This is a genomic window from Kitasatospora saccharophila (assembly GCF_039529925.1).
Taxonomy (GTDB): Bacteria; Actinomycetota; Actinomycetes; order Streptomycetales; family Streptomycetaceae; genus Kitasatospora; species Kitasatospora saccharophila.
In genome coordinates, this window is record NZ_BAAANS010000046.1 from 22994 (window position 1) to 42337 (window position 19344).

At 75.7% G+C, this 19344-nt stretch carries 16 protein-coding genes; 12 read left to right on the top strand and 4 right to left on the bottom strand.

Annotated elements, in window-relative coordinates; all coding sequences use genetic code 11:
* Positions 1–6: 6 nt before the first annotated feature.
* From ABD345_RS28540 to ABD345_RS28550, 3 genes are all read left to right on the top strand, one after another.
* Positions 7–1302: a M50 family metallopeptidase gene (locus tag ABD345_RS28540; RefSeq protein WP_344556164.1), complete on the top strand. Its 1296-nt coding sequence runs from the start codon at positions 7–9 to the stop codon at positions 1300–1302.
* 128 nt (positions 1303–1430) lie between these two features.
* A complete protein-coding gene (gene ispG / locus ABD345_RS28545) occupies positions 1431–2591 on the top strand; it encodes a flavodoxin-dependent (E)-4-hydroxy-3-methylbut-2-enyl-diphosphate synthase (RefSeq protein WP_033253947.1) in 1161 nt (386 codons plus the stop codon).
* A gap of 81 nt (positions 2592–2672) precedes the next feature.
* Positions 2673–3548, top strand: a complete 876-nt coding sequence (locus ABD345_RS28550) for a GNAT family N-acetyltransferase (RefSeq protein ID WP_344556166.1) — start codon at positions 2673–2675, stop codon at positions 3546–3548.
* 7 nt (positions 3549–3555) lie between these two features.
* Here ABD345_RS28550 and ABD345_RS28555 read toward each other — a convergent pair whose 3' ends face one another.
* The 3 genes from ABD345_RS28555 to ABD345_RS28565 all read right to left on the bottom strand — a co-directional run bounded on the left by ABD345_RS28555 (position 3556) and on the right by ABD345_RS28565 (position 6253).
* Positions 3556–4107 (bottom strand): GNAT family N-acetyltransferase, encoded by a 552-nt coding sequence (locus ABD345_RS28555; protein ID WP_344556106.1) that lies wholly within the window; start codon positions 4105–4107, stop codon positions 3556–3558.
* 49 nt (positions 4108–4156) lie between these two features.
* Positions 4157–5056: an aminoglycoside phosphotransferase family protein gene (locus ABD345_RS28560; protein ID WP_344556108.1), complete on the bottom strand. Its 900-nt coding sequence runs from the start codon at positions 5054–5056 to the stop codon at positions 4157–4159.
* Positions 5057–5293: 237 nt separating this feature from the next.
* Positions 5294–6253, bottom strand: a complete 960-nt coding sequence (locus tag ABD345_RS28565; RefSeq protein WP_344556110.1) for a ferritin-like domain-containing protein — start codon at positions 6251–6253, stop codon at positions 5294–5296.
* 228 nt (positions 6254–6481) lie between these two features.
* Between ABD345_RS28565 and rimP the strand changes: the two genes are divergently transcribed.
* From rimP to truB, 8 genes are all read left to right on the top strand, one after another.
* Positions 6482–7024: a ribosome maturation factor RimP gene (gene rimP, locus ABD345_RS28570; protein ID WP_344556112.1), complete on the top strand. Its 543-nt coding sequence runs from the start codon at positions 6482–6484 to the stop codon at positions 7022–7024.
* A gap of 2 nt (positions 7025–7026) precedes the next feature.
* The gene (gene nusA, locus ABD345_RS28575; protein ID WP_344556114.1) at positions 7027–8028 is read left to right on the top strand and encodes a transcription termination factor NusA; all 1002 of its coding nucleotides are present in this window, start codon (positions 7027–7029) and stop codon (positions 8026–8028) included.
* Positions 8029–8097: 69 nt separating this feature from the next.
* The gene (locus ABD345_RS28580) at positions 8098–8400 is read left to right on the top strand and encodes a YlxR family protein (RefSeq protein ID WP_344556168.1); all 303 of its coding nucleotides are present in this window, start codon (positions 8098–8100) and stop codon (positions 8398–8400) included.
* Positions 8401–8590: 190 nt separating this feature from the next.
* Positions 8591–11692: a translation initiation factor IF-2 gene (infB, locus tag ABD345_RS28585; protein ID WP_344556116.1), complete on the top strand. Its 3102-nt coding sequence runs from the start codon at positions 8591–8593 to the stop codon at positions 11690–11692.
* 127 nt (positions 11693–11819) lie between these two features.
* Positions 11820–12116 (top strand): DUF503 domain-containing protein, encoded by a 297-nt coding sequence (locus ABD345_RS28590; RefSeq protein WP_176190225.1) that lies wholly within the window; start codon positions 11820–11822, stop codon positions 12114–12116.
* A 139-nt stretch (positions 12117–12255) separates the two neighbouring features.
* Positions 12256–12693: a 30S ribosome-binding factor RbfA gene (gene rbfA, locus ABD345_RS28595; protein ID WP_344556119.1), complete on the top strand. Its 438-nt coding sequence runs from the start codon at positions 12256–12258 to the stop codon at positions 12691–12693.
* Between the two features lie 2 nt (positions 12694–12695).
* The gene (locus tag ABD345_RS28600) at positions 12696–13871 is read left to right on the top strand and encodes a DHH family phosphoesterase (protein ID WP_344556123.1); all 1176 of its coding nucleotides are present in this window, start codon (positions 12696–12698) and stop codon (positions 13869–13871) included.
* A gap of 94 nt (positions 13872–13965) precedes the next feature.
* Positions 13966–14871 carry a tRNA pseudouridine(55) synthase TruB gene (gene truB, locus ABD345_RS28605; protein WP_344556125.1) on the top strand — a complete coding sequence of 302 codons (906 nt, stop codon included), beginning with the start codon at positions 13966–13968 and terminating at the stop codon, positions 14869–14871.
* Between the two features lie 29 nt (positions 14872–14900).
* Here the strand turns inward: truB and ABD345_RS28610 are convergent, their stop codons facing one another.
* Positions 14901–15410, bottom strand: a complete 510-nt coding sequence (locus ABD345_RS28610) for a GNAT family N-acetyltransferase (RefSeq protein WP_344556126.1) — start codon at positions 15408–15410, stop codon at positions 14901–14903.
* A 377-nt stretch (positions 15411–15787) separates the two neighbouring features.
* Here ABD345_RS28610 and ABD345_RS28615 point away from each other — a divergent pair, with 377 nt between their 5' ends.
* Entirely contained in the window at positions 15788–19294 is a 3507-nt protein-coding gene (locus tag ABD345_RS28615; protein ID WP_344556128.1) for a serine protease, read from the top strand.
* The last annotated feature ends 50 nt before the right edge of the window (positions 19295–19344 follow it).

A 19344-nucleotide genomic window follows, 5' to 3' on the forward strand; every position in this document is an offset into this window, starting at 1 on the left:
TTGGTGATGAAAGCGCTGGGCATCCTGCTCTTCGTGGTCGGGCTGCTGTTCTCGATCGCCTGGCACGAGCTCGGCCACCTGTCCACCGCGAAGCTGTTCGGGATCCGGGTGCCGCAGTACATGGTCGGCTTCGGCCGGACGATCTGGTCGACCAGGCGCGGCGAGACCGAGTACGGCCTCAAGGCGATCCCGTTCGGCGGCTACATCCGGATGATCGGCATGTTCCCGCCGGGCGCGGACGGCCGGATAACGAAGCGGTCCTCCTCCCCCTGGCGGAGCATGATCGAGGACGCCCGGGCCGCCTCCTACGAGGAACTGCAGCCCGGCGACGAGACCCGGCTGTTCTACACCCGCAAGCCGTGGAAGCGCGTCATCGTGATGTTCGCCGGCCCGGGCATGAACCTGGTCCTGGCGATCGGCCTGTTCTTCACGCTGTTCATGGGCATCGGCGTCACCCGGTCCACGCCGACCGTCAGCTCGGTCAGCGAGTGCGTCGTCCCGTACGGCGAGAAGACCGACACCTGCGCGGCCGACGCCGAGAAGTCCCCGGCCAACGCGGCCGGGCTGCGGGCCGGCGACACCATCAAGGTCTTCGACGGGGTCGCGATCCACGACTACGCCCAGCTGCAGGCCCTGATCCGGGACTCGGCCGGCAAGCACGTGGCGATCGAGGTCCGGCACAAGGACGGCGCCGCCGAGACGCTGGCCGCCGACATCAAGACCAACACCCTCGCCGCGATGGACGAGGACGGCGTCCCGATCGAGGACAAGACCGTCACCGCGGGCTTCCTCGGCATCACCCCCGCCACCGGCGTCCAGCACCTGTCGGTCGGCGGGAGCCTCGACGAGATGGGCAAGATGGCGAGCCACGGCGTGGAGTCGCTGGGCCAGCTGCCCGGCAAGATCCCCGGCCTGTGGCACTCCGTGGTCGACGGCGCCCCGCGCGAGCAGGACTCCCCGGTCGGCATGGTCGGCGCGGCCCGGCTCGGCGGCGACGTGTTCGCGATGGACCTGCCCGCCACCCAGCAGCTGGCCTTCTTCGTCCAGATGCTCGCGTACATGAACTTCATGCTGTTCCTGTTCAACATGCTGCCGCTGCTGCCGCTGGACGGCGGCCACATCGCCGGCGCCCTGTGGGAGTCGGTCCGCCGCACCGCCGCCAAGGTGCTGCGGCGGCCCGACCCCGGGCCGTTCGACGTGGCCCGGCTGATGCCGCTGGCCTACGTGGTCGCCGGGATCTTCGTCTGCTTCACCGGCCTCGTGATGGCCGCCGACATCGTCAACCCGGTGCGCATCAACTAGCCGCGCGCCACCCGCGGCCGGGTGTGCTCCGCCACCCGGCCGTGCCGTACCGTTGGACGCCGGGCGCCCGCCACCACGGCGCGCGCGCCCCGACTCACCGAACCTCTCCAGAGGAAAAAACTGCGCACATGACCGCGATCTCGCTCGGTATCCCCTCCCTGCCGCTCAAGCCGCTGGCCCAGCGCCGCCACTCGCGTCAGATCATGGTCGGCAACGTGCCGGTCGGCGGCGACGCGCCGGTCTCGGTGCAGTCGATGACCACCACGCTCACCTCCGACGTCAACGCCACGCTGCAGCAGATCGCCCAGCTGACCGCCTCGGGCTGCCAGATCGTCCGGGTCGCCGTGCCCTCGCAGGACGACGCCGACGCGCTGCCGATCATCGCCCGCAAGTCGCAGATCCCGGTGATCGCCGACATCCACTTCCAGCCGAAGTACGTGTTCGCCGCGATCGACGCCGGCTGCGCCGCGGTCCGGGTCAACCCCGGCAACATCAAGGCGTTCGACGACAAGGTCGGCGAGATCGCCAAGGCCGCCAAGGACGCCGGGGTGCCGATCCGGATCGGCGTCAACGCCGGTTCGCTCGACAAGCGGCTGCTGGAGAAGTACGGCCGGGCCACCCCCGAGGCGCTGGTGGAGTCCGCGCTGTGGGAGTGCTCGCTGTTCGAGGAGCACGACTTCCGCGACATCAAGATCTCGGTCAAGCACAACGACCCGGTCGTGATGATCAACGCCTACCGGCAGCTCGCCGCCGCCTGCGACTACCCGCTGCACCTCGGGGTCACCGAGGCCGGCCCGGCCTTCCAGGGCACCATCAAGTCCGCGGTGGCGTTCGGCGCGCTGCTCGCCGAGGGCATCGGCGACACCATCCGGGTCTCGCTGTCCGCCCCGCCGGCCGAGGAGATCAAGGTCGGCATCCAGATCCTGGAGTCGCTGAACCTGCGCCAGCGCGGCCTGGAGATCGTCTCCTGCCCGTCCTGCGGCCGCGCCCAGGTCGACGTCTACAAGCTCGCCGAGGAGGTCACCGCCGGCCTGGAGGGCATGGAGGTGCCGCTGCGGGTCGCCGTCATGGGCTGCGTCGTCAACGGCCCCGGCGAGGCCCGCGAGGCCGACCTCGGCGTGGCCTCCGGCAACGGCAAGGGCCAGATCTTCGTCAAGGGCGAGGTGATCAAGACCGTGCCCGAGTCGAAGATCGTCGAGACCCTGATCGAGGAGGCCATGAAGCTGGCCGAGCAGATGCAGGAGGAGGGCGTCGAATCCGGCGCCCCCGTGGTCGTGGCCGCCGAGTGACGGCCTGAAGTCCCCCGGCGGGGCCGCCCAGCGGGCGGCCCCGCCCGTTCGAGAGGTGCCCCCGTGCTCGACCGAGGTCTGATGCTGCCCGGCCCCTTCCAGGCCGCCCGGGCGCTCGCCGCCACCCGCGTGCTGGAGGCCCCCGACCTCGACGACGCGCTGGAGATCCTGCGCCGCGACCCCGTCGCCAACGCCTTCGTCGCCACCCGGGTGGAGGCGGTCGGCCTCGACCCCTGGCGGCTCGGCGGCGAGATGTGGGGCTGGCACGACGCCGACGGACGGCTGGACGCGCTCTGCTACGCCGGGGCCAACCTGGTCCCGGTGGGCGCCGGGCCCGAGGCCGTCCGGGCCTTCGCCGAGCGGGCCCGCCGGCAGGGCCGCCGCTGCTCCTCCATCGTCGGCCCCGCCGAGGCCACCGCGATGCTCTGGGCGCTGCTGGAGCGCTCCTGGGGCCCGGCCCGCGACGTCCGCGCCCACCAGCCGCTGATGGCCACCTCCACGCCCGTCACCGAGGTCGAGCCCGACCCGCTGGTGCGCCGGGTCGGCCGGTCCGAGGTCGAGGCGCTGATGCCCGCCTGCGTGGCCATGTTCACCGAGGAGGTCGGCATCTCCCCGCTGGCCGGCGACGGCGGGCTGCTCTACCAGGCCCGGGTCGCCGAACTGGTCTCCGGCGGACGCTCGTTCGCCCGCTTCGACCAGGACGGCCGGGTCGTCTTCAAGGCCGAGATCGGCGCCGTCACCGCCGCCGCCTGCCAGATCCAGGGCGTCTGGGTCGCCCCCGAGCACCGCGGCAAGCGGCTCTCCGAGAGCGGCATGGCCGCCGTGGTCAACACCGCCCTCGCCGAGGTCGCCCCCGTCGTCTCGCTGTACGTCAACGACTTCAACGTCCGGGCCCGCGCCGCCTACCGCCGGGTCGGCTTCCGCGAGGTCGGCGCGTTCATGAGCGTGCTGTTCTGATCCGCCGTCAGCCCCGGGCCGGGTCGCGCAGCGGCAGGTGCGCGCCCATCACCGCGTACGGGCGGGCCGTGTTCGGGAAGCGCACCGCCGGCGCCAGGTCCCGGTAGCCGAGCGAGCGGTACAGCCGGCGGGCCGGGGTCTCCGCGTCGATCGCCGACAGGATCGACCGGTCCAGGCCCGACCGCCCGCACAGCGAACGGATCAGCCGGGTGCCCACCCCGAGGCCCTGGAACTCCGGCAGCACGTGCAGCTCCGTCACCGCGAACACCCCGTCCAGCCAGTCCTCGTGGCCGCGCGCCGCCAGGTACGGCTCGATCACCGTCGACCACCAGTGCGTCCGCTGGTTCGGCATCCCGTACCCGAAACCCACCAGCCGCCCCCGGGACATCGCGCCCAGCGCCACCACCCCCGGCTGCAGCGCGTGCCGGCCCACGATCGGCAGCCGCACCGCGACCTCGTGCGGTCCCAGCCCGAACGCGACCGCCTGGACCTCCAGCACGGCGGGCGCCCACGCCGCCAGGTCGATGGCCTCGATCGTCACCCCGGTGAGCTGCTCCATGAAGCGGGACGTTACTACCTGCCGCCGCGGCCGGCCGATCGCCCCGGTCTCACAGCCAGGCCGCGAACTCCAGGCGGAGCTCGGCCGCCGCCGCGTCGCCCGCCGCGAACGCCCCCAGCGCGGTGTCCACCGCCCGCAGCAGGGTCCAGGCCCGGACCCGGTCGGCGGGCAGCTCCACCGCCTCGGCGAGCTGCGCCAGCCGCCGCCGGGCCGCGCCGCGCGGGCCGGGCGAGGCGGCCAGGGTGTCGATCCGGTCCAGCACCAGGCGGGCCAGGTCGTGGGCCCGGTCGCCGACCAGCGGGCGCGGCGCCACCGCGAGCCACGGGGAGCGGTCCGCGGCCAGCACCCGGCCGTGCTGGAAGTCCCCGTGCAGCAGCCAGTCGCCGCCGTCCGCGGCCAGCGCGACCGCCTCCAGGGCCTCGTCCACCAGCGGCCCGGCGTCGACCGCGGCGGGCAGCGCGCGGCGCCCGGCGATCCGGTCGGCGACCCGCCCGGCCCGGTCGGCCAGCGATTCGAACGGGTGCTCCGGCGGGGCCTGCACCCACAGCCGGCGCAGCAGGCTGGTGGCCTCCAGCATCGCCTTCGGCTCGGCGAGCGAACGCAGCGGGACCTCGCCGTGCAGCCGCTCCAGCAGCAGCGACCCGTCCGCCTCGTCCAGCAGCAGCACCGCGCCCCGGCCCGCCCACACCCGCAGCGCGGCGGCCTCGGCGGACGGCCGGGCCACCTTCAGCGCCACGGGGGCCAGGTCGTCCGCGCGGTGCGCGTACACCACCACGCTGCCCCGGCCGCCCGGTTCGACCACCCGCTCCGGCACCAGCCGCCAGTGCGCGAGCCGCTGCGCGACCAGCCCGGGCAACTCCGCCAACCAGGACTCCCCGGCGGGGTCGTCCTCCGCCCGCACCGACTCGACGAGACGTTCCGGGACGCTGAACCGCGCAGGTTGTGCCATGGGGACGATTATCCGGCCCGGGGGGCGCGACCAGGGGCTCGGGGAACGGCGAGAGTCCCGCCAGGGGCTCGGGGAACGGCGAGGCCGTGGCTGCGAGAGGTTCACTGCCGTGGCGCGGGTCTGCTTCGGGTTCTGTTCACGGCACGCAGCAGCACGGACCTTCGATGGGCTCCGGCCGTCAGCAGCACGGACCCGCCGTTCCCCGGGCCCCTGATGGGGGCCTCCCGGGATGCGTGCTCACTGTGTGGCGGCGAGGCCCGGGAGGGCGGGGAGGTCGGCGCCCCAGTGGGCGGCGCGCAGGGCGGATTCGCGCAGGGCGGCGGCGGCCGGGGCGCGGAAGGCGGCGCGGGCGGCGAGGTCGGCGTAGGCGGCGGTGAGCTGGGTCTCCAGGTGGGCGGCCAGCCGGGCGGCGGTGTCGGCGTCCTTGACCTGGAAGGGGAGGCGGTAGCCGGCGGCCGCGGCGGTGGGGGAGGCGCCCCCGGCGGCCAGGACGCGCTGCCAGGTGTCGCGGCGGGCCTGGTGCGCGGCGTAGCTGCCGCGGGCGTCCTCGCGCCGGGGGCCGGTGGGGAGGAAGGCGCCGACCACGCCGTAGCCGTAGACGGCCGCGTGCTCGGCGGCGAGGGCCGCCTGCAGGGCGTCGGCGTCGGCGGTGGGGAGCGCGGCGGGCGGGGCCGCGGCGGAGGGGGAGGGGTCGGCGGCGGGCGCGGTGGTGTCGCCGAGGGCCGCCGCGTGGGCCGCGTCGGAGGCGGCGACCGAGGCGAGGGTGCGGGCCAGCTCCGGGGAGGCCGCGGCGAGGTCGGCCAGCCGCAGTTCGGCGGTGCGCAGTTCGGCGGCGGCCAGGTCGGCGGCCGTCCGGGCCGGGGAGGGCGTCGAGGGGGAGGCGGAGGCGGTGGAGGACGGGGACGCGGGGGGAGCGGGGGAGGCGGCGGCGGGGGCGAGCGCCTCGCGGTGCCGGAGCAGGTCCTCGCGCAGGTCGCCGAGCTTGTCGGCGTCGGCGGTGGCGGTGGCGAGGACGGCGTCGTAGTCGGCCAGCAGGGCTTCGGTGGCGGCGAGCTGACGGCGCCTCAGCGGAAGGTCGGGGTCCTCGGCGCCCGGCTGCGCGGGGTGCGCGGGGTGGTCGCCGGTGCAGCCGGTGAGCAGCTGGAACCCGGCGAGCGCCCCGAGGGCCAGGAAGGTCCGGCGTGCGGGCACGGGCATCGTGGCTCCAGCGGGGTCGGTGGGGGCCGGGTGCCCCCCGTCGGGAGAATCTCTACCGGAGCCACACGAGCCCCGTACGGAGCTTGGACGGTATCCGACCGTTGTGAGGTTCCTCGCAGGGGGTGCGGGCGCCCCGGGTCGGAATCGGTGGTTCGGGGGTTGACCCGATAGGCTTCGCGGTGAGTTAGCACCTTCGACAACAGCAGACGCGGCCGAGGAGTCACCCGGATGAGCACCACCCCCACTGACCGGCTGCGCGCCCTGTTGGAGCCGTTGGCCGCCGAGGCCGGGCTCGACCTCGAAGAGGTGAAGGTGACCCAGGCCGGCAGCCGCCGCCAGGTGCAGATCGACGTGGACGCCGACGGCGGCGTCGACCTCGACGCCATCGCCGAGTTCTCCCGCCTGGTGAGCCAGGCGCTGGACGCCTCCGACCTGATGGGCGAGGCCCCCTACCTGCTGGAGGTCGGTTCGCCGGGTGCCGAGCGCCCGCTGAGCGAGCCGCGGCACTGGCGCCGGGCGACCGGCCGGCTGGCGGCGGTGAAGCTGGTGGACGGCGCGGAGCTGACCGCGCGGGTGCTGGAGAGCGACGAGGACGGCGCGCTGGTCGAGGTGCAGCCGGTGAAGGGGCGCGGCCGCCCCAAGGAGCGCCGACTGGAGTTCGCGGAGATCGCGCGGGCCCGGGTGCAGGTCGAGTTCAACCGCAAGGACGAGGAACTGCTCGACGCCGCCGCCGACATCGCGGACGTGGACGAAGAGGAAGAGGAGGCGTAGTCGTGGACATCGACATGAGTGCCCTGCGCGGGCTGGTCACCGAGAAGGGCGTGCCGTTCGACCTGCTGGTCGAGTCGATCGAGTCGGCCCTCCTCATCGCGTACCACCGCACCGAGGGCTCGCGCCGCCGGGCGCGGGTGGAGCTGAACCGCAAGACCGGCCACGTGACGGTCTGGGCGCTGGAGGACGCGTCCGAGCTGGAGGAGGGCGTCGAGCCGAAGGAGTTCGACGACACCCCGTCGGGCTTCGGCCGGATCGCCGCGTCCACCGCCAAGCAGGTCATCCTGCAGCGGCTGCGGGACGCCGCCGACGACCAGACCTTCGGCGAGTACGCGGGCAAGGAGGGCGACATCGTCACCGGTGTCGTCCAGCAGGGCAACGACCCGAAGAGCGTGCTGGTCGACATCGGCAAGCTGGAGGCCATCCTGCCGCCGCAGGAGCAGGTCCCGGGCGAGGACTACCGGCACGGCACCCGGCTGAAGTGCTACGTGGTGGGCGTGCGGCGCGGTGTCCGCGGCCCGTCGGTGACGCTGTCGCGGACCCACCCGAACCTGGTGAAGCGGCTGTTCGCGCTGGAGGTCCCGGAGATCGCGGACGGCTCGGTGGAGATCGCCGCGATCGCCCGCGAGGCCGGCCACCGCACCAAGATCGCGGTCTGGTCGCGCCGGCAGGGCCTGAACGCCAAGGGCGCCTGCATCGGCCCGAACGGCATGCGGGTGCGCGGCGTGATGGCCGAGCTGCACGGCGAGAAGATCGACATCGTCGACTGGTCGGAGGACCCGGCCGAGATGGTCGCCGCCGCGCTGTCGCCCGCCCGGGTGACGAAGGTGGAGATCGTCGACCTGGCCCAGCGCTCCGCCCGGGTGATCGTGCCGGACTACCAGCTGTCGCTGGCGATCGGCAAGGAGGGGCAGAACGCCCGGCTGGCCGCCCGGCTGACCGGCTGGCGGATCGACATCCGTCCGGACACCGAGGCCCCCGCCGAGGAATCCTCCAACCGCTAGCAACGTTGTCATGTGCCTCCGGCGATCTACTCGGCGGCGGTGAGTCCCTTCGGAGGGGTAGACTTGAACGTGTCTGGCCGGACGCATGTCCGGGCATGCCCTGAACGCACCTGCGTGGGCTGCCGCAAGCGCGCGGCCAAGCACGAGCTGCTGCGTGTCGTGGCGGGCGAGGGCGGATGCGTCCCCGATCCCCGCGGCACTCTGCCGGGCCGGGGCGCGTATCTGCACCCCGACCCGAACTGCCTCGACCTCGCGGTCCGCCGCCGGGCGTTCCCCCGGGCCCTCAAGGCCCAGGGCGCGCTCGACCCCGGCGCCCTGCGGGAGCACCTCGGGGCGGGAGCAGGTCCGGCCGACCGGCAGTCGGCCCACTGACGGGCCCCGTGCCCGGCAACACGCACCAGCGCACGGCACGTGCTACGCCGCCGTGCGCCCCAGTCAGGTACCTCGCGAGATGGAAGTAGGTCGAGATTGCGATGAGCACTCGATGAGTACGCGATGAGTACGCCCATGAAGTAACGGCAGTCCGGCGGACGAATACCCCGGACGCATAGACAGGAGCGAAGTGGCTAAGGTCCGGGTATACGAGCTCGCCAAGGAACTCGGTTTGGAGAGCAAGGCCGTCATGGCCAAGCTCACCGAGTTGGGCGAGTTCGTGCGTTCGGCGTCCTCGACGATCGAGGCGCCGGTCGTGCGCAAGTTGACTGACGCTTTGGGAGCGACCCCGCCGTCCGGCGGCGCGTCCTCCGCGAAGCCGGGCCCGCGGAAGCCCGCGGCGCCCCAGCCGTCCGGCGGTGCCGGCTCGGCCGCACCCAAGCCGGGTGCCCCCACCCCCGGCCCGCGTCCCACCGTGACGCCGGGCCCCCGTCCCACCCCCGCCGCCGCCGCGGCCGCCGCCGTTCCGGCCGCGCCGAAGCCGGCCGGCCAGGCCCCGACCCCGGGTCCGCGTCCGGCGGCGCCCGCCCCGGCCGCTCCGGCGGCGGCGGCGGAGTTCTCCTCCCCGGCCCCGGCCGGCGAGGCCCCGGCGCGTCCGGCCGCCCCGCGGCCGGCCCCGGCCAACCCCGCGGCCCGTCCGGGCCCGCGTCCGGCCGGTCCGCGTCCGGGCAACAACCCCTTCACCTCGGGCGGCGCGTCGGGCATGGCCCGTCCGTCCGCCCCGCGTCCGGGCGGCCCGGCCGGTGAGCGCGGTCCGCGCCCCGGTGGCGAGCGCGGTCCCCGTCCGGCCGGTGCGCCGGGTGGCGAGCGCGGTCCCCGTCCCGGTGGCGAGCGCGGTCCCCGTCCGGCCGGTGCGCCGGGCGCCGGTGCCCCGCGTCCGGGCGGTGCCCCGGCCGGCGAGCGCGGTCCCCGTCCCGGTGGCGCCCCGCGTCCCGGTGGTCCGGGTGCCGGTGCGCCGCGCCCCGACGGCATGCCGCGTCCGGCCGCTCCGCGCCCCGGTGCGCCGAGCCCGTCCGGGATGCCCCGTCCGAACCCCGGCATGATGCCGCAGCGTCCGGGCCCGCGCCCGGGTCCGGGTGCCGGTGCGCGTCCGGGTGGCCCCGGTGCGCGTCCGGGTGCTCCGGGCGGTGCCCGTCCCGGCTTCCAGGGCCGTCCGGCCGGTCCGGGCTCGCGTCCGGCCGGTGGCGGCTTCGGCGGTCCCCGTCCGGGTGGCGGCGCCGGTGGCGGCGGTGGCTTCGGCGGCGGCGGTGCCCGTCCCGGTGGCTTCGGCGGTCGTCCCGGCGGCCCGGGTGCCCGTGGCGGCACGCAGGGCGCCTTCGGTCGCGGCCCCGGTGGCCGTCCGGCCCGCGGTCGCAAGTCGAAGCGGGCGAAGCGCCAGGAGTACGAGGCCATGCAGGCCCCGTCCGTCGGCGGCGTGATGCTGCCGCGCGGCAACGGCTCGACCGTTCGCCTCTCGCGCGGCGCTTCGCTGACGGACTTCGCGGAGAAGATCAACGCCAACCCGGCGGCGCTCGTCTCGGTGATGTTCAACCTCGGTGAGATGGTCACCGCCACCCAGTCGGTCTCCGACGCCACGCTGCAGCTGCTGGCCGACGAGATGGGCTTCGTGCTGGAGATCGTCAGCCGGGACGACGAGGACCGCGAGCTGCTGGAGTCCTTCGACATCGACTTCGGTGTCGACGAGGGCGACGAGGAGATGCTGGCCCCGCGTCCGCCGGTGGTCACCGTCATGGGTCACGTCGACCACGGCAAGACCCGCCTGCTCGACGCGATCCGCAAGACCAACGTGGTCGCGGGCGAGGCCGGCGGCATCACCCAGCACATCGGTGCGTACCAGGTGGTCACCGAGGTGAACGGCGAGCAGCGCCCGATCACCTTCCTCGACACCCCGGGTCACGAGGCGTTCTCCGCCATGCGTGCCCGTGGTGCCAAGTCCACCGACATCGCGATCCTGGTGGTCGCGGCCAACGACGGCGTCATGCCGCAGACGGTCGAGGCGCTCAACCACGCCAAGGCCGCCGGCGTCCCGATCGTGGTCGCGGTCAACAAGATCGACGTCGAGGGCGCGGACCCGACCAAGGTCCGCGGTCAGCTCACCGAGTTCGGCCTGGTGGCCGAGGAGTACGGCGGCGACACCATGTTCGTCGACATCTCCGCCCGCCAGGGCCTCAACATCGAGGAGCTGCTGGAGGCCGTGGTCCTGACCGCGGACGCCTCCCTCGACCTGCGCGCCAACCCGGAGCAGGACGCCCAGGGCATCGCGATCGAGGCCCACCTGGACAAGGGCCGCGGCGCCATGGCGACGCTGCTCGTCCAGCGCGGCACCCTGCGGGTCGGCGACTCGGTCGTGGTCGGCGACTCCTACGGCCGCGTCCGCGCGATGCTGGACGAGAACGGCAACAACATCTCCGAGGCGGGCCCGTCCCGTCCGGTGCTGCTGCTCGGTCTGACCTCGGTGCCCCGCGCCGGCGACAGCTTCATCGTCGTCGACGAGGACCGCACCGCCCGCCAGATCGCCGAGAAGCGCGCCGCCCGCGACCGCAACGCCTCGATGGCCCAGCGTCGCGTCCGCGTCTCGCTGGAGGGCTTCGAGGCCGCGCTGCTCGCCGGCAACATCGAGAAGCTCAACCTCATCATCAAGGGTGACGTCTCCGGTTCCGTCGAAGCCCTCGAGGACGCCCTCGTCAAGCTGGACGTGGGCGAAGAGGTCGAGCTGCGGATCCTGCACCGCGGTGTGGGTGCCATCACCGAGTCCGACGTGGACCTGGCGATGGGCTCGGACGCCATCATCATCGGCTTCAACGTGCGCGCCGAGGGGCGTGCCCGTACCGCGGCCGAGCGCGAGGGCGTCGACATCCGGTACTACTCGGTCATCTACCAGGCGATCGAGGAGATCGAGGCCGCGCTCAAGGGCATGCTCAAGCCCGAGTACGAGGAGGTGCGCCTCGGCTCCGCGGAGATCCGCGAGGTGTTCCGCTCCTCCAAGTTCGGCAACATCGCCGGTGTGCTCGTCCGCGAGGGCATCATCCGCCGCAACACCAAGGCGCGCCTGCTGCGCGACGGCAAGGTCGTGGCGGAGAACCTCAACATCGAGGGCCTGCGCCGCTTCAAGGACGACGCCACCGAGGTCCGCGAGGGCTTCGAGGCCGGTGTCACCCTGGGCTCGTTCAACGACATCAAGATCGAGGATGTCATCGAGACCTACGAGATGCGCGAGAAGCCGCGCTCGTAACAGGTGCCGTACCGGGGCCGGTCGGCGGGTGCTTTAACCCGTCGACCGGCCCCGGCCGCGCTTGTTAGGGTCGGGCCCAGTCGGAACAATCCTTCGAGGCCCCCAGACCGGCTCAGGTCTGTCCCACATGTTCGTAGGAACACTCACCTTCGACCTGCTCCTCGGCGACGTGCACTCGCTCAAGGAGAAGCGGTCGATCGTGCGGCCCATCGTGGCCGAACTGCAGCGCAAGTACAGCGTGTGCGCCGCAGAGGTAGGCAACCAGGATCTGCACCGCAGGGCCGAGATCGGCTGCGCGGTGGTGTCCGGCGACGCCGGGTACGTCAGCGAGATCCTGGACAGCTGTGAGCGGCTCGTCGCCGGCCGCCCCGAGGTGGTGCTGCTCTCCGCACGGAGGCGGTACCACCACGACGACGACGAATGACCTGCGGGAGTCACCACCGTCACACCCGCACAGGACCGAGAGCGCCCACAAGGCTGGGCGCGGGCGGGTACGTTGGGGAGAGGGCCCCACCGGGCGAGGTCATGACCCGGGGTACGCGCCTACTGCACGAGGAGGCAACGTGACCGACACCGCTAGGGCGCGCAAGCTCGCCGACCGCATCCAGGTGGTCGTGGCGGAGACCCTGCAGCGCCGGATCAAGGACCCCCGCCTGGGGTACGTCACCATCACCGACGCCCGGGTCACCGGGGACCTGCGCGAGGCCACCGTCTTCTACACCGTCTACGGTGACGAGGCCGAGCGCGAGTCCAGCGCGGCCGCGCTGGAGAGCGCCAAGGGCATCCTGCGCTCCGAGGTCGGCAAGCAGACCGGGGTCCGGTTCACGCCGACCCTGACCTTCGTCGCCGACGCCCTGCCGGACAACGCCCGGAACATCAACGACCTGCTGGACAAGGCCCGGCTCTCCGACGCCGCCGTCCGCACGGCCGCCGCCGGAGCCGCGTTCGCCGGCGACGCCGACCCGTACAAGTCCTCCCGCGACGACGACGAGGACGAGTGACCGTGGCCGGGGAGCCGGCCGAGTCCGGTACCGCGAGGGCGGTCTCCACCATCGGGGTGGAGACCGCCCTCGCGGTGCTTCCGGGCCCTCGCAGCGCGTCATCGGGCGGATCCGGGGCGGAGCCGGACGCCGACGCGCCGGACGGCGCGGGCCGGTTCGAGGAGGAGTGGCGGCGCGCCCTCGAACTGATCGCGGGCAGCGACGAGATCGACCTGATCTGCCACATCTGCCCGGACGGCGACGCGCTCGGCTCGGCGCTGGCCGCCGCGCTGGCGCTGCGCGGCCTCGGCAAGCGGGTGCGGGTCTCCTTCGGCGACGACCCGCAGGTCGTCCCCGAGTCGCTGTCCTTCCTGCCCGGGCAGGAACTGGTCGTCCCCGCCGCCGCGGTGCCCGCCGCGCCCGCCCTGGTGCTGGCCTTCGACGCCGCCTCCGAGGAGCGGCTCGGCCTGCTGCGGGCCAACGCCTTCGCCGCCGACGCGCTGGTGGTGTTCGACCACCACGCCTCCAACCCCGGCTTCGGCACCGTCCGGCTGATCGACCCGGCCGCGCCCGCCACCGCCGTCCTGGTGGACGAACTGCTGCGGCGGCTGCGGGTGCCGCTCGACCAGTCCATCGCGACCTGCCTGTACACCGGCATCGCCACCGACACCGGCTCGTTCAAGTACCGGGCCACCACGCCCGCCACCCACGAGATGGCCGGGCGGATGCTGGCCACCGGCATCCGGCAGGACCTGATCTCCCGCCAGCTGTGGGACACCACCTCCTTCGGGTACCTCAAGGTGCTCGCCGGGGCGCTGGAGCGGGCCGCGTTCGAGCCGGAGGAGGCCGGCGGGCACGGGCTGGTGTGGACCTGGGTGCCCTACCAGGACCTGGCGCTGTTCGGCGTCACGGTCGAGGAGATCGAGGGCCTGATCGACGTGCTGCGCAAGCCCGCCGAGGCGGACGTCGCGCTGGTGCTCAAGCAGGACCCGGACGGCACGCTGCGCGGCTCCTGCCGCTCCCGCGGCGCGGTCGACGTCGCGGCGGTCTGCGCCCGGCTCGGCGGCGGCGGGCACGTGTACGCGGCCGGGTTCAGCGCGCGGGAGGCCGTGGAGAGCGCCGTGCAGCGGTTCCGCACGGCGCTGGCCGAGGTCGCCGCGACGCCCGGGGCGGACGCCGGGGGGCCGGGCGCGCGCTAGGCTCGTGCGGTTCGGCGGCCGGGCCGCGGCAGCGGCCGCGCAGGGGTGCGCGCGGGGCAGGGAAGCGCGCGGGATTTCGAAATGATGATGAGCGATGAAGCGTAAAGGGACGGGCCCCGACGGGCTGGTCGTCGTCGACAAGCCGGAGGGCATCACCTCGCACGGCGTGGTCGCCAAGCTGCGCTGGCTGGCCGGGACGCGGAAGGTCGGGCACGCGGGCACCCTCGACCCGATGGCCACCGGCGTGCTGGTGATCGGCGTCGAGCGGGCCACCCGGCTGCTCGGCCACCTGATGCTCACCGCCAAGACCTACGAGGCCACCATCCGGCTCGGGCAGACCACCGTCACCGACGACCGGGAGGGCGAGGTCACCGCCTCCGTCCCGGCCGACGGCGTGACGCGCGGGGCGATCGACGCCGGGATCGCCGAACTGACCGGCGAGATCATGCAGGTGCCGTCCAAGGTCAGCGCGATCAAGATCGACGGCAAGCGCTCGTACGCCCGGGTGCGCGAGGGCGAGGACTTCGAACTCGCCGCCCGGCCCACCACCGTGCACTCCTTCACCGTGCACGGGGTGCGCCCGGCCGTCGCCGAGGACGGCACGCCGGTGCTCGACCTGGACGTCACCGTCGAGTGCTCCTCCGGCACGTACATCCGGGCGCTGGCCCGCGACCTCGGTGCCGGGCTCGGCGTCGGCGGGCACCTGACCGCGCTGCGGCGCACCAGGGTCGGGCCGTACTCGGTCGAATCGGCGCGCACCCTGGAGCAGTTGGAGGAGAAGCTGGAGGTGCTGCCGATCGCCGAGGCCGCGGCCGCCGCCTTCCCGCGCTGGGACGTGGACGCCGAACAGGCCCGGCTGCTCGCCAACGGCGTGCGGCTGGACGCGCCCGGGCTGGGCGTGGACGGGCCGGTCGCGGTCTTCGACCCGGACGGGCGGTTCCTGGCACTGATCGAGGAGAGCGGCGGCAAGGCCAAGCCGGTGGCGGTGTTCGTCGGCTGAGGGCCGGCGCGCGCGGGCCGCGCGGGGTTTCAGCGCAGCGCCAGGCGCCAGTCGGTGCTGCGCAGGAAGCGGCCCGAGCGCTGCGGGTACTCGAAGTCGCACGGGCCGCCGTCGGTGAAGCCCAGGCGGGCGCAGAGTGCGTTCGAGGGCGCGTTGTCGACGGCCGGGAAGGCGTGCAGCACGCCGGGCGCCGACGGGTCGGCGGCCACCTCGGCGCGCAGCGCGGCGAGCATCGCCCGGCCCGCCGCCAGCGCGACGCCCCGGCCCTGGAACTCCGGCAGCACGTTCCAGCCGGTCTCGTGCACCTCGGCGCCCCGCCACCCGCGCCGGTGCCGGGCGATGGACCCGGCCTCCGCGCCGTCCACCAGCACCGCGTACACCACACCGCCCAGGGACGGCAGGTCGAGGTAGCGGCGGTGGCGCACCAGCAGCTGCTCGGGGGTCTCCGGGCCGCCGACGTGACGGCGCATCAGCGGGGTGTTGATGCGGCGCAGCAGGCCGAGGCGGGAGTCGGACCAGGGTTCCAGGCGGACGTCCATGACCGGCAGGGTGGCCCGGGGCGCGGGCCGGGCGCCAGCGGATTTCCGGCCGGGGCGCGGAGGCGCGGGCGCGGAGGCGCAGGGTACGGGGGCGGGCGGGGCGGGTGTCAGGGGCGACCGGGCCGGGCCGGGGCGCGGGGCGGGCCAAGTGCGTCGTCCGGGGCGGCAGTTGGGGCGGACGGGAGCGGCCCGGGTGGTTCGACGCGGGGTGTGCGCCGGACGCCGGTGCCGGGGGCGCACGGAGTGAAGCGGTGTGGTGAGAGGGGCGTGCGGGGTGCTGTGGGGCTGGTGGGGGGCAGGCTGACCGGCGGCGTGTACGGCGGCCGTACCCCGGTCCCGCACGGGTCCGGGTGCGGCCCGGCGGGAGGACTGGCGGGATGGGCGAGGGTGCGGACGCCGGCTTCGCGGGGGATCCGGCGCAGGCGCTGCTGCGGATCAGGGACCAGCAGGGCCGACTGTGCGGCCTCGGCTTCGTCGCCGACCGGGACGGCACGGTGGTCACCGCGCACGAGGCGGTCGCCGGACTGCCCCGGCTGGTGCTGCACACCCCCGGCGGGCAGACCCGGGTGCTCGGCCCGGAGAGCGTCGACCTGCTCCCCGACCGCGGCCTGGCCCTGCTGCGCACCGCCGCGGTCGGCGGCGTCCCCGGCCCGGCCCTGCCGGTCGGGCGCGGGCCGGTCACCGGCCCCGTCGCGGTGCCGCACCAGCGCTGGGAGGACGGCGCGCCCGCCCTGGCCCGGGGCGGCCCGCTCGGCCGGGAGAACGGCCGCTGCGGGGACGGCGCCCGGGTGCGCACCGTCCCCGGCATCGTGCTGCTCGACCTGCCGGTGACCCCGCTCGCCGGGGCGCCCGTGCTCGACCCCGGGACCGGCGCGGTGCTCGCCGTGATCGCCCCCCGGGTGCGCGCCGTCCCCGGCCCCGGCACGGCCGCCGTCCCGCTCGGCGCCGACGGCCCGCCCGGCGGGGACGGCCCGCTCGACCGGCTGCTGGCCCGCAACGCCGCCGACGCCCCCGCGTACGGGCCGGCGCTCAACCTCGGCGGCGCGCTGCGGCTGGCCCGGGCCCAGCTCGCCGACGCCGCCGCCGGGCCCGGACGGATCGCCGAACTCGCCGCCGACCGGGTCGACCGCCCCGACGGCCTCAGCGGCGAGGAGCCGCAGGACGCGCTCACCGTGCTGCTCGGCGACAGCGGCAGCGGCCGCACCACCGAACTCGCGGCCCTCGCCGTCCGCCGGTCGGGCGCCGCCCAGCCGCTGCCGACCCTGTGGCTGCGCGGCGCCGACCTGGCCCCGGGCGACCGCGCCCTCGGCGACCCGCTGCGCCGCCGGCTCGCCGCCGCGGCCCGGCGGGCGGGCCTCCCGGAGGCCGGGCCGGAGGAGCTCGCCGCGCTGTGCGCCGACGCCGGACGGCCGCTGCTGGTGGTGCTCGACGGGCCCGAGGAAGCGCCGCTCGCACTGTCCGCGCGCTGGCTGGGCGCCGCCCTGGAGTGGCTGCGCACCCACCGGGCCCGGGCCCTGGTCGCCTGCCGGCCCGACGGCTGGGAACAGCTCGGCCCCTGGCGTCCCGCCGCCCGCGCGCTGTGGCTCGGCCCGCTCACCGACGACGCCGCGACCCGGGCCCGGCGCCGCTACGGGCTGCCCGGCGCCTTCCTCGGCCCGGCCGAGCACGGCCACCCGCTGGCCCTGCGGCTGGCCGGCGAACTGCGCGGCGCGGGCGTGCACGGCCCGGTCGGCAGCCGGGCCGAACTCTTCGACGGCTGGCTCGACCTGGCCTGCCTCAACGTCGCCCGCCGGGTCGCCCTCACCCCGGGCGGCTCCCGCCGGCACCGCCGCGGCGGACCGCCCGCGCCCGGCGAGGACGCCCGGCAGGTGCGGCGGCTCGCCGCCGTCGCGGCCGGGCGGCTGCACGAGGCCGCCCGGCTGATGCTCGGCGCGGGGGACGGGGCGCTGCCCGCCGCGGAGTTCGCGCGGCTGTTCCCGGAGCCGGGCGGCTGGGCGCGGGCCGTCCGGGAGGAGCGGCTGCTGGTCCCGGCGGGGGCCGGCCACCGGGCCGGGCACGAGGAGTGGGGGGAGTGGCTGCAGAGCCTCCACCTGGACCTGGACGCGGCGCTGCGGCTGGTGCTGGAGGAGGCGCAGGAGGGGGAGGTGGAGGAGGCGGCGGGCGGGGAGCGGGGTGGGAGGGAGGCCGGGAGCGGCGGGACGCTCCGTGCCCCGTCGGACGGCAGCAGCCACGGGCCCGCCGTTCCCCGGACCCCTGACGGGGCCTTCGGCGGGGAGTCCGGTCGGGAGTCCGGCGGGGCGCCGGCCGGGGCCGGGGTCGGGCGGTGCCGGGTCGGGGTGGTGCTGGGGGCGTTGCGGCGGGCCGGGGAGCTGCGCGGGGCGGCGGCGCTGGACGGCTGGTTGCGGCGGGCGCTGGCGGCGCTGGAGCGCTCGGAGCGCGGCGGGGAGGCGGACTGGTGGGCGGGCCGGCTGCTGGTGGCGGGCCTGGCGGGGAGCCCGGAGCCGTCCGCGCACCGGGAGCTGCTGGAGCTGCTGGCCGAACGGGCCGGCCGGGACGAGCGGTTCGGCGCCGCGTTCTGGGCCGGGCTGCCGCTGCCGCTGGCCGAACGGGTCGCGCTGCTGGGCCGGTTGGCGCGCGGCCCGGGCCGCGCGGAGGTGGTCCGGGCGGCGGCGGCCGAGCTGCTGGCCGCGGACCCGCGCGGGGTGCTGCCGCTGCTGTGCGCCTGGTACGAGGAGGGCCAGGTGGCGGCCGGGCTGGCCGACGAACTGCTGTACGAGCACCGGGCGCTGGCGCTGGACGAGCTGACCGAGGCGCTGGTGGTCGCCGCCCACCCGCGGGCGGACGCGCTGCTGGGCCGGCTGGCCGAGCGGGAGCCGTCCGCGCTGTGCCGGGCGGTCGACCGGTGGAGCCACGACCCGCGCCCCGAGCGGCACGTCGCGGCGGCCGTGCACGCGCTGCGCACCGCCCCGCACGCGGGCGGCTCGGGGGCCCGGCTGCTGCGGCTGGCGGCCCGGACGCTGCTCGCCCGGGAGGACGAACCGGCCCTGCACGGCGCGGCGTTGGCGCTGCTGGTGCGCGACCCGGAGGGCCGGGCCGAGCACCTGCCGGCCGCGCTGGCCGCGTACCGGGCGGGGGACCCGTTCCTGACCGCCCGGGTGCTGGCCGAGCTGGTGGCGGAGCACCCGGCCGAGGTGCTGGCGGCGGTGCGCGAGCGGCTGCGGGTGCCGGGCGCCCGGCTGGCGGAGGACCTGCGGGTGCTGACCGCGGCCACCGACCCGGCGGTGGCCCGCTCCGGGCTGCTGGTCGCCGCCGAGCTGCTGCGGGAGGGGCCGGAGCGGGCCGGGGAGCTGGCCCGGCACCTGGACCGGCTGCTGGACGCCGGGCGGGACGGCCGTCCGCTGCTGGACGCGGTGCTGGCCGCCGGGCCGCCGGTGCGGGCGCTCTTCGTGCCGGTGCTGGCCGCGCCCGGCGGCGGCCGGGAGGAGCTGCTGGACGCCCTGCTGGCCACCGAGCGGGACGGCGGGGTGCTGGCGGCGGTGGTGGAGGCGCTGGCGGCCCGGCACGCCGGGCACCCGGGGCGGCGGGTGCGCGAGCTGCTGTGCCTGGTCGCCGAGCGGTGGCCGGGCGCGGACGCCGCCCTGGTGCGCTGTGCGGGCCGCTGGGCGGGTTTCGCCCGCCTGCTGGCGTCCTGGCCCGCGGACGCCCCGCCGCCGCCGCAGGGGCCCCGGCTGGCCCGGATGCGGGCCCTCACCGCCGCCGGGCGGGACCCGCAGTACGCCGCGGCCGAGGCCGAACGGCAGGTCGACCGTCCGGACGGCCGTCTGACCGGTCACACCAAGGGCCTTCCGGTACCTGGGCAGGGCCGGTCGCATGGCACGCTATAGGGGTTCGGTTTCGGTCTTTCGAGTGCACGGGTTGTGCACACCGTAGGAAC